The organism is Streptomyces sp. MB09-02B (genome assembly GCF_033794485.1).
Lineage (GTDB): Bacteria > Actinomycetota > Actinomycetes > Streptomycetales > Streptomycetaceae > Streptomyces.
The window spans coordinates 1-6,102 of record NZ_JARGEE010000487.1 but is presented as its reverse complement, the minus strand read 5'-3'; the positions used below and the strand labels follow the sequence as shown (position 1 = coordinate 6,102).

The 6,102-nt window shown below is 72.7% G+C and carries 2 protein-coding genes and 1 pseudogene; 1 reads left to right on the top strand and 2 read right to left on the bottom strand.

The window, feature by feature from the left end:
* Window positions 1-62: 62 nt before the first annotated feature.
* Window positions 63-3,797 carry a hypothetical protein gene (locus tag P1P70_RS38600; protein WP_319246104.1) on the top strand — a complete coding sequence of 1,245 codons (3,735 nt, stop codon included), beginning with the start codon at window positions 63-65 and terminating at the stop codon, window positions 3,795-3,797.
* A gap of 138 nt (window positions 3,798-3,935) precedes the next feature.
* On the opposite strand, the gene P1P70_RS38595 is transcribed toward P1P70_RS38600, so the two are convergent.
* Window positions 3,936-4,895 (bottom strand): peptidoglycan-binding protein, encoded by a 960-nt coding sequence (locus P1P70_RS38595; protein ID WP_413471646.1) that lies wholly within the window; start codon window positions 4,893-4,895, stop codon window positions 3,936-3,938.
* A 142-nt stretch (window positions 4,896-5,037) separates the two neighbouring features.
* A pseudogene (locus tag P1P70_RS38590) lies at window positions 5,038-5,906 on the bottom strand (IS5 family transposase).
* Window positions 5,907-6,102 lie beyond the last annotated feature (196 nt).

Here is a 6,102-nt window from a genome sequence, read left to right as displayed (position 1 = left end):
TCCGGGGGCAGCCTGGAAGGAGGAGGAGGGGGCTCGGGGCGCCGGCAGAAGGGCGCGACGTCATGCCCTCGCTCAAGCATCTCGTCCGGGAGACCGGCCGTGTCGCGTGGTCGTGGCCGCCGGCCGGAGCCCGTCGGGCACGGCGGATCGCCGGGCTCCTCAGGACCGCGCTCACGGCCAACTCGGCCTTCGTGCCACTCGCCGCCGCGCTGATCGCCCTCGCCGTGACGGGTGTGATCCACGACCTCTCCGAGAAGTGGTCGCTGCTGGAGTGGATCGCGCTCGTCCTGGCCGTCGTCCTGGTCCTGCTGGCGGTCAGCCGACGGCGTTCCCGGCCGGTGCGGATCCTCTCCTTCAAGAACCTCGTCGCCGGGGACGACGTGGGAGAGCTCGACAAGGTCGCGGCGGGCTTCGCCGAGCTGCTGCACAGCGAGATCGAGCGGATCTCCGAGCTGGTCAGACAGGAACCGTTCATCACACCCGCCGATGTGCTCAACCCGGCCGGTGAACGGGGCGAGATGGTGCTGCGGTCCTCGGCGCGGGTGCCGTTCAAGTCCGGTGTCGCGACGACCGGACTCCACGGCGACATCAACACCACCGAGATCGGGACGGTCGCCCTGGGCCCGTTGCAGCTCCAGGTCGGCACGGTGCTCACGCTCGTGGAGCGCGCCTTCGGACGGACCCTGCAGGGTTCGCTCGTGGAGACCGACGGGGTGCTGCGGGTCGTCGCCTCCCAGTCCGGTCACGGTGGCCGCACCTGGTCGGCGCAGACGGACATCCCCGCCGACGCCGACATACGCCGGGCGAGCGCCGTCCTCGCCCGGGAGTTGGCGCACCGCATCGAACTGGAGCGGCCCGGCGCCTCGGAGTCGGGCGCCGACGTCGACAGTTTCCAACGCCTGGTGGACGGTCTGGAGAGCTACCAGCGGTTCCAGCGCGAGGGGCTGCTGCACCATCTCGACGCGGCGGAGGAGCACTTCCGCGCGGCGCTCTCGCACAGCCCCGGCTACGCCGCCGCATACCACAACCTCGGGCTCGTCTACCGCGAGCAGCGGCGCATCCGCACCGACATCGGGCTCCGGGCCTCGGCCGTGGTGCGCAGCGCGGCGACGCTGATGTGGCAGAAGGCCGTCACCCTCGACCCGACCCTCGCGCCCGCCCGTATCCAACTCGCCCGAGCCGCGCTCGAACAGGCCGAGCACCCGGACGTCGAGGCCCCGAAGCGGGCCGAACTCCTCGACCAGGCCGCCCAGTCGGCCCGCAGTGCCCTGCGCCAGTCCGCCGACGGCCACGCCATGGACGGTGCGCTCGCCTCCTACTGGCTCGGGGTGACGCTGCTGCGCCAGGAGGCCGAGCGAAGGCAGCCCGTCGAGTCGGGAGCGGCCCACGGCGGATCAGGGCCGGCCGGCCCCGGGCCGGGACCGGCCGACGCCAAGGTGCGCGAGGCGCTGCGGCGCTTCCGCCGCACCGAGCAGGACCTGGTCGACGAACGGGCCCGCCGACTGGTCCTGGACGGCGACGAGTTGGCTGTACGGCCGTTGACCGAGCGGATCGCGCACGTCATCGCGATGCGGTCCGAGTGCTGGTTCCGACTGGCCGGGGAAGCCGACGACCGGTCGGGGCGCCGGGCCCGCCGCAGGGCCGACCGGTACATCCGTACGGCCATCCGCTGGGCGCCCGACATGGCCGAACTGCACGCGCTGCGGGGGCGCATGCTGCAGAGGCACAACCGCGAGGGCGCGCTCTTCGCGTGTCTGGAGGCGATCCAGCGGGACCCGCAGAACCACCATGTGGCGGTCCGGGACGTCGGGCTGTTCGCGGCCGGTTCGCCGGAGGCCGGTGGCACGCGGGAACTGGCGACCGCCCTGTTCACCGTCGCCGCGCACCAGCACCCCGACGACGCCGAGGCCTGGCTGCTGCTCGCCGTCAACCAGATGTTCTGGAGGGGGAACCAGTTCGCCGCCCGGGGCCTCGCGGGCATGGCGTTGGCCCTCGAACCCGGCCGCGAGGACGTGCGCCGGATCGTGAACGCGTACTGGCCGTCGCCGTACGGCGCCGCGGAGGACGACGACCGCGCCGACCGCACCGACCGCACGGGCCGCACGGGCCGCACCGGCGATTCCGGCCATCCCGGCCATTCCGACCGCACCGGCATCGGCTCGGCGGCCGAAGGCACCGCCGCCGAAGGCACCACCGCCAAAGGCACCGCCCCCGAAGGCACCACCGCCGACGGCGCCGAGCGGCCCGCCGGTGCGGAGGCGTCGTACCGGAAGAAGCCCTTCACACTGCGCTGGGCGCGGGCCTGGGCCCATGCCCGCGAGGCGCAGCAGCACTTCGACGAATGCGGGCTGCGGGAGGCCCTGGCCGAGATCGAGTCGCTGCGGGCCGCACCGGGGACGTCCGCGCCCGAAGTGTCCCTGGCCGCACGGGAGATCGGGCTGGTGCAGGGGGCGCTCGCCGGACTGATCCGGCCCTCCGACCGTCAGCGTCGCCACTGGGCGGCGGCGGTGGAGGAGTTGACCCGCGCGGTCCGCGAGGGTCTGCCGGCCGGGCTGGAGGCACCGCCGCAGTGGAACGTCGATCTGGGTGACGCGCAGGCGGCCCTCGGCGACTCGCTGTCCGACGCCGAGCACAGGGCGTCGGCCGCCGAGAGCTACCGGCGGGCCGTCGAGCAGTACGACGCCGTGCTCGACCGGCCGCCGAAGACCGTATGCCCGCGCTACCGCTCGGGGCGTCGGGGCCAGGAGCGGCTGACGGAGTTGTCCGCCGAGCCGCCGGACCTGCCCACCAGGGCGCGGGCCCTGGCGGGCCGCGCGGCGGTGTACGTACGGCAGGGGCGGGCGAGCGACGCCGTGCGGGACTGCCGGGACGCGCTGAAACTGGCGCCGCTGTACGCGTATCCACGCTTCACCCTGGCGCGGCTCTACCGCGACCAGCGGGCCCAGTACGACCTGGCGGAGCAGACCCTCCTGCGGCTGATCGAACTGCTCCCGGCCGGGGAGCAGCGGGACCTGGCGCGCCTCGAACTGGCGGTCACCCATCGGCGGCGGGCGGAGACCACGCAGGGCGACGAGCGCGCCTGGCTGCTGGAGCGGGCGCGGGAGGAGCTGGTCGACGCCACGCTGGAGGCGTCCCTGAGCGCGGACCTGGAGGCCCGGATGCACGAGGAACTGGCCGACGTCCTCGATCTGCTGGGGCGTTCGGACGACGCGGTGGTCGCGCTGCGCTCGATCGGCGACACCGCGAGCCGGTCGGGGGCCGGCCGGCACCACGAGTCGATCGCTCTTCTGATCGCCGGGCGGGAGCAACCGTGGGAGGTGGAGCAGGAGTTGATCGAGGCGCAGGACGCCTGCGCGGCCCGGCTGGAGGCGTTCCACGGCACGGACGAGGAGGCTCCGCTGCGGGCCGCGCTGGTCACGCTCACCGCGCGGCTCGCGATGTTCTACGCGGAACAGGGCATCCGGCTGGACGAGGCGCGACTCCTGGCGGAGGGTGCCCTGAAGAGTGCGCGACAGGTGCTGGAGCCCGGCCGGATGGCCCTGTGCGAGGACGCCTGCGGTTGGGTCGCCTACCGGCAGGGGCGCCTGGAGGAGGCCGTCGACCTCCTCCAGGACGCCGTCGAGCACTCCGGTGGCCACGCGCCTCAGTGGGCCCACCTCGCCCTGGCCCTCGAAGCGCGCGACGACCCCGAGGGCGTCGACCGCGCCCGCGACATCTGGCAGCAGGTCGCCGAACAGTTCCCCCACAGCGACACGGCGGAACAGGCCCGCCGCCACCTCGCCACCGCGTCCCCGTGAGGGAGGACGCCACGGGCACGCAGACGGGCGACGGGTCCGGGGCACGGCTCACCGCCCACCCCCCTCACCGCTCACGGCCGACTGGCCACGGCTCTCACCTCGCAGCTCACAGCCGACCTGTCACGGCGAGGTAGGGGGTCACGGCTCCGAGGTCTCGGATTCGAGTGCGGCGCGGGTGGCCTCGCCGTACACGCCCGACTCGTCCTCCAGGAGGACACGCGTCAGCTGATAGCCGCGGACCGCGCTCTGGACCTCGCGGTCGTAGTCGCCGTCGGCGTCGCCGTTGTACAGGCCGATCTGGCCGAGCCGGAGCTGGAGTTCGATGACCTCCGCGCCCCGGTCGCCGAGACCGAGGACGGGCGGCGGCCCCTCGGGGACGGTCGGCGCGGGTACCGCCGTCACGGTGGCGTCGCTGCCGGAGGGGACCCTGGTGGGGGTGGCCGAAGGCGAGGGCGTGGCCCGGGTCGGGGTCGGGGTCGCCTCGGGCGACGTGGCCGCGGTCCCGGACGGGGAGGCCGTGGATCCCGTGGCCGACGGGGTCGCCGACCGCGACGCCTCCTGGGCGGCCGCCGTGTCCGGGAGGCCGGCCCTGATGTCGTCGGGGTCCGAGCCGTCCCGCGACGGGGCCTCGTACGAGAAGAGGCCGCCGATGATCCCGCCCGTCACCAGGACGGCGGCCGCGGCGGCTCCCACCCCGGCGGCCAGCGCCACCCGGCGGCGCCGCCTGCCGCCCGGTTCCCGCCCGTCCGAGCGCAGTGCGTCCGCGTCCGAGTCCGCGTCCGCGTCCACCAGAGTCCGTTCGTCCGGCGCGGCCTGCTCGCCGCCCGCAGGCGGCACGTCGGCCGGAGCCCGCGCGTCCTCACCGGCCGCAGGCGGCTCCTCGACCGCCGGTGGTGTGCCGTGCGGCTCGCCGTCGTCGCCGACCTGTACGAACGGGCGTATGCGCACCGGGTCGAAGTCCTCCGCGGCCTCGGCCTGGGCTGCGCGCACGTCCCGGTGAGCTTCCGACGCGAGGCGGCCGCAGGAACAGGCCGGGGTGCCGTCCGTCGCCCGGGGCGTTCCGCACTGCGGGCAGACAGGGGCTGTCGGTTCACTCACGCGTGGTCTCTCTTCGAACGGGTTTCAGAATTTAAACAGATCTTCTCCACGGAATCGCCAAGACTTGCTTGAAACTCGAACCAGCGGGTGAGGGTCTCCAGCTGTTGGGAGTTTTGCTTAGAGGTCGTTTTCTCCCGTTGTTTCATCCCAGAATCTGCTGTTTGGTCTGCGGTGTCGGGTCACGCCAGGAGATGGTGTTCTCGCTGGCGAGGCGGCGGGTCATGAGGTCTGCCATAGCGATATGGATCATGGCTTCGGAGCGGGCGGGCCGGGTTTCGTAGTCGCGGGCCAGGCGGCGGTGGAGCATGAGCCATCCGTAGGTCCGCTCGACCACCCACCGCTTCGGGATCGGGGTGAACCCCCGGGTCCCGGGCTTGCGTTGAGTGATTTCCATGTCGATGCCGAGGCTGGCGGCGTGCTCGACGAGGTGCTGGCGGTAGCCGCCGTCGACCCACACTTTGCGGATGCGGGGGTGTTCGGTGGCGACCTGGTCCAGGAGTTGGCCGCCGGCGATGGAGTCCTGCACGCTCGCTGCGGTGACCAGCACGGCAAGGAGAAGGCCCATCGTGTCGGTGACGATGCTCCGCTTCCTACCCACGATCTTCTTCCCGGCGTCGATGCCCTGGCCGGAGGCGAGCACGCTGGTGGAGGTTTTCACGCTCTGTGCGTCGATCACGCAGGCCGACGGTTCGGCCTCCCGTCCTTCCTTCTGCCGTAAGAGTTGCCTGAGCAGGCCGTTGAGCTGGGCAACACGCCTTCCTGCTGCCACCTGGCGAAGTAGCCGTAGACCGTGTTCCAGTGCGGGAAGTCGTGGGGGAGGTAGCGCCACTGAACCCCGGTACGGTCCACGTACAAGATCGCGTCCATGATGTCGCGCAGGTCGTGTTCGGGCGGCCGGCCGAAGTCCAGGGCCCGGCCGCGGCGCTCGAAACGCCAGGCCACCAGGACCGGCTCGATCAACTCCCAGCGGGCATCGGACAGATCACTCGGATACGGGCGTCGTTTCGGCATGCTTCCGGCGTACTGCCGCAAAGCGAATGCGCCCAGGCGCACGCCAGCGGCGGTCGAAGCACACAGCTCGAAGACCTCCCACCCGGCAACACCGCCGAAACGAGGGCTTCGCCCGGGACGACTTCCACATCGACTACGACCGTCGGCAGGTCACCTGCCCCCAGGGCCAGGTCAGCCAGGGCTGGCACGGCCCCTA

Bases quoted from the DNA above. Each gene is read 5' to 3' on its own strand.
- P1P70_RS38600 (WP_319246104.1), top strand. From the start codon at position 63: ATGCCCTCGCTCAAGCATCTCGTCCGGGAGACCGGCCGTGTCGCGTGG.